The 3,998-nt window shown below is 33.2% G+C and carries 2 protein-coding genes and 3 pseudogenes; 1 reads left to right on the forward strand and 4 read right to left on the reverse strand.

What is annotated here, in order from left to right:
- Both FTU19_RS15965 and FTU19_RS15970 read right to left on the reverse strand, forming a co-directional pair.
- Window positions 1-85: pseudogene (locus FTU19_RS15965) on the reverse strand (IS5/IS1182 family transposase); the annotation flags it as partial.
- Window positions 86-2,020: 1,935 nt separating this feature from the next.
- The gene (locus FTU19_RS15970; RefSeq protein WP_180131895.1) at window positions 2,021-2,362 is read right to left on the reverse strand and encodes a hypothetical protein; all 342 of its coding nucleotides are present in this window, start codon (window positions 2,360-2,362) and stop codon (window positions 2,021-2,023) included.
- A 279-nt stretch (window positions 2,363-2,641) separates the two neighbouring features.
- Here FTU19_RS15970 and FTU19_RS15975 point away from each other — a divergent pair.
- Window positions 2,642-3,500, forward strand: a pseudogene (locus FTU19_RS15975) (IS982 family transposase).
- 113 nt (window positions 3,501-3,613) lie between these two features.
- On the opposite strand, the gene FTU19_RS15980 reads toward FTU19_RS15975, so the two are convergent.
- Window positions 3,614-3,754: a hypothetical protein gene (locus tag FTU19_RS15980; RefSeq protein ID WP_179992472.1), complete on the reverse strand. Its 141-nt coding sequence runs from the start codon at window positions 3,752-3,754 to the stop codon at window positions 3,614-3,616.
- Between the two features lie 136 nt (window positions 3,755-3,890).
- Window positions 3,891-3,998: pseudogene (locus FTU19_RS15985) on the reverse strand (IS5/IS1182 family transposase); the annotation flags it as partial.

Below are 3,998 nucleotides of genomic sequence, written 5' to 3' on the forward strand. Positions count from 1 at the left end.
CCATTTCACTAAAAACTGCTCGAGGTACACCAACCAAGCGCTGGAATTCAGAATCTGAAAAACGATTTAATTTCTGATATTTCATGAAATCTATATTGAGGCAGTTTTTACTTTCGCAAGAGGTCTATTGTTCTAGATTTTGTTGGAACAAAATTCTTTATAGTTTCGTCGTATACCTCATTGAGAAAACTTAGCTCTATTGCTTTATATTTATTCATAAGATGCATCAATTTATTTAAAAGACTGTGAAGATTCTTTATAACATTTCATTTAATTAAATAAATATTATTTTTAAGAAATAAAAATGTATATACCTGTAAAAAAAGCCCACTTATGATGGGCTTTCGTTTCATCTTTTAAACTTATCTATTCAGAAGCTTTAAGCTCATCAGACAATTTTTCTAAACTCTTTGCTCTTTCTTGTTCGCTAGAAAGATTATATAAATGGAAACACAGAAAGAATATAAATGCCAAAAATACTCTGCCTAAAATTACAACTCTTTTGTGTTTCAAAAGATTCAACTTAATTTAAGCATGGACCTTAGTATGAATCCTTTTGTTTAATAAACCAACAAAAAGGCCCATCTTTCGATGAGCTTCTTCATAGCAACGCTTCTTAAGTCGGGAGTCAATCAAGATAAACTTGCTGGACTGATCCGCTTAGCGAGTTACCAACTTAGATTTAATCTATCACACCTACTGATGCAAAAATAGCCCTTACGGAACTAGATGCTACCGTCTCTAGTATTCATATATTAAGTATAAGTAAATAAAAATATTAATCAGTTTATTTGAGTCAAAAAAAACCCACATCATTGGGGACGATGTGGGCAGAACTCTAAATTCAAAACGTGGATATTTTTGAACATATGGTAAAATATAATGAAAATATTGTATGCAGTCAATCACACTTTCATATTAAGTCGATGATTAACAATCATATTGACCAATAAAATAGAAATAAGTCACTTATTCAAATTTCTAGTTAATCTCAGTCCCGTTGACCAGATCTATTACTTAGCTTAGCTAGGCTATTCAAGCCAGATACATAGTAAGAAATTAAGCCAAACTTTTCTTTAGGCAATAAAAAAGCCCACATTGCTGTGGGCTCTTCCCCTTTATCATTTTGCGCTGATTCAGGATTGTTGACGAAATGTACAACGGTCAAACAATAGCCAATTCATGACAAATATAAATATATATAGGAATTAAATATCCATCCATACATAAAAAGTCTAAATTGTGATCTTTGGAGTCAATAATTTCTAGTTTGAACTTGATAAAGCTTTATTTTAGGCAACAAAAAAGCCCATCTTTCGATGAACTTCTGCAAAATAGCACCCAGCAATGAGTGTATTATCAGATCATCTTATCAATCTAATCCACATGACTGGTTGCCCGTATAAGTCTTCCTTATTACACTGATTAATCCAAAGACTTTTCAACACAATTATTTTTCTAAATTGTTGATTCCATCTCGGTGCATAATATTGATGACTATCATCCTGCTATTCACCTTTATCTCTAGTCCAAATCTTTAAACTTTTAAACGAAATGAGTGATCTAAAAGTCAGCAAGACTTTCCTTGATCATGGAAAATAATAATACTGCGCAAACCGTGAACAATAGCCCGATCAAAGCAAATAAAGGATCCTGATAAATAAGGCCCAAAACCATAAGAAAAACAGCAAGGATGACAAGGAAAATAATGCCGCATATTTTAAAGAGATACATATCTAGAACCTAAAGCAAAAGCTATGCTTTCAAGAAGCAATTTTTGTTCCTTTTTTAAATAATTTTTATATTTATTATCTATATAAATTGATCAATATTCTATTTATTGGTATGAAGCTAGTATATGAAATACGGATTTATTCAGTAACCATATTTCGAACAAAATTCAGAAATCGAGACATTAAAAAGCCACTCTAAAGAGTGGCTCAATGATCAAATTTTTTTATTGATATTCAATTATAACGGTCACTATTTTCAAATAAGAATTTTAATAAATATTCTTTCTTTACCCAAAATAATCTCGACATGCATTCCTCCATGAAAGGTCAAAATATTCCTGATCTACCTGCCGTCTTTCAATCAGCACAATATTTTTATTCACTACAATAAACCTCCGATGCTTCATTTCATTCGTAGATTTATCTCTGAAACTAACCTCACCACATCCTCCCTCTTTTTGATGAAATTGAACCAGGTCTGAATTCGGTAAAGCATTCCTTACCATCTCCCTAAATTTTTTTAAATCCTCATCCTGTAGGATCTTAGAGTCAGCTTCTTGCTGTGTATTTGGTTGACTACACCCCAGAAGTATTAAAGCTACAAGAGGCAAGATAATTAGTTTTTTCATAAGCTGTCCTCCTGAGAAAGAGGATCACATTATTTTTAAAGTATGGCTATTATTAAAATGAATAGTTTTGTAAACCATTCAACTTTATCAATAAATTTAATCAGGAAAATTTAGAACAGATGAAAAGGTATAATAGCTAAAAAGAGCTTGCTGTTTCTCTGAAAATATCAAAGTTCTGAATATTATATAACCCGAATCATAGATAAGAAATTCAGTTGAAAAAAAAGATGGCTAAGTTGATAAGTGAGTTACCACACAAACTATTTAACCAGCCATCCTATGTTCGAGTTTACAACTTTATTCTGTACGATTGACGATTTTTTTTCAGAAAAATGAAGCCATCTATTGGCAATATTTAAAACAAGAAAATCCGAAGGTCAGGCAGAGATCAGGGGTTCTTTGTTTATCTGAAATCATTTTTATCGCGGTCTGGTATAAGAACTCTCAACTTCATCATTTCAAAGCCTTTTATGGCATGATACAGCGCTTTTATTATAAGCTTTTCAAGGCCCTCCCATCCTATCAGCGGATGGTTCATTTAATCAATCAACATCAACTCGCACTTCAAGCATTGCATATTTCTCTAACTTCTAGCGCTCAAACAGCTTGTGCCTGGGTTGATTCTACAACTTTACCCGTATGTAAGAATCAGCGTATCCAACGTCATAAATCTTTAAAAAAGATTGCCACACGAGCTAAAAGCTCAATGGGGTGGTTCTATGGATGTAAATTACATGTATTAGTAGATGCTCAGGGTCAATTTATTCAGACCCAACTGTCAAATGGCCATACTTCAGATATAAAAATTCTGCCGAAGCTAGCTCAAGGCTACATCGGTAAAATCTTTGGTGATCGTGGCTACATCAGTGAAACTTTAAAAGAAAAATTGGTAAAGCAGGATATTGAATTAATTACCTATCATCGCAAGAATATGCGACCAGTGAAGCTATCATCAGAAGATGAAATGATGCTAAGACAACGCAATAAAATAGAGACCATCTTTAGCTTACTGAAGCAGCAATATAACTTGGTAAGCAGTCGCCATCGTTCCATTTCAGGTTATTTGGCTGGGATTTATGCATCCTTGTGTGCTTATCAAATCTGTCATCACAATAAGCCTCAATTTACAACGATGTAAAACTAGGCTTATCCATGATTGGGGTTTATATAAGACTTGTCAGAGATGACTCTACTGAAAGAATGGGAGACCTCACAACCTTTTCTTGCTAGTTGTGAGGCCCTTTAAAGGCATTATTCAACAGGGTTTGCTGCTTGACTGTCTACCTGTTCATTCTGAGGAGTAGGATTGTTTGAACCGTCCTTTTTGTATTTCATTTTCTTATAACAATAACCTGCAAGTACACCTGCACCAATTAACGTTAACAACTTCATCTTTCACCTCATGCTCATAAATGCAAGCCTATATAACTAACATCTATATTTGTAGCTTTCCAAAGCCATTTAGAGTGTTTTTTTAAATAAAAAGTTAAATTATGTATATCTGTATAGATTAGACCTCTTTCATAAATCATTTTTTGCTCAGTTCCAAGTTGTAGATTCCAGCGATTAAATTGAATCTCAAACCAAGCCTTTTACCTCTATTTCGATAACGCTCAGCAAGGATTTTGAAGGTTTT

It is taken from the genome of Acinetobacter sp. YH12072, assembly GCF_013419565.1.
Lineage (GTDB): Bacteria > Pseudomonadota > Gammaproteobacteria > Pseudomonadales > Moraxellaceae > Acinetobacter.